We start from the raw sequence: 526 nt of genomic DNA on the forward strand, positions 1-526 counted from the left end.
GCGGAGAGCATCCGCGCCATTCCCGGCATCCGCCTCGAGCCCTCCGTTATCGAGACAAACATGGTGTTCTTCCGCCTCGAACGGGACGATCTCTGGGTTCCAAATTTCCTGTCTGCGCTGTGGGAGCGGGGTGTGCGAATGGGCACGCTCCGCGAAGGCGTCGTTCGCGCCGTCCTCCACTACCTCATCAGCGACGACGACGTCGAAGTAACCGCAAACGCCATTCGATCAGTTCTGCAGGCCGAGTCACGACGGAGTACAAGGAGTTGACTGAGGTCTGCGAAGTGCCAATCGCCAAGGCCAACCGCATTTTTCGAGGGCATCGGTGAGGCTTCGACTGAGAAAGAGCCATAACACGAGAGTCTCCGCACTTTTCAGCCCAACCTCCCGGCGACTATCGTTGGACGCCGACAGTTTCGGAAATCTCATTGGTAAGGTGAAGGAAATCATCGTCATGCCTCCAACAAACGCGCGCATCTGGGCGCCGCGGAGCCATGCGTCGAGACCGCATCGATTAGCTGTTCCG

General features: G+C 58.7%; 1 protein-coding gene. It reads left to right on the forward strand.

Annotated elements, in window-relative coordinates; translation table 11 throughout:
* Nucleotides 1–270, forward strand: a 270-nt coding sequence (locus NKJ84_RS33170; protein WP_352510029.1) for a hypothetical protein, incomplete at its 5' end; no start/stop codon positions are given.
* Nucleotides 271–526 lie beyond the last annotated feature (256 nt).

This window comes from Mesorhizobium sp. M0048 (genome assembly GCF_040323405.1).
Lineage (GTDB): Bacteria > Pseudomonadota > Alphaproteobacteria > Rhizobiales > Rhizobiaceae > Mesorhizobium.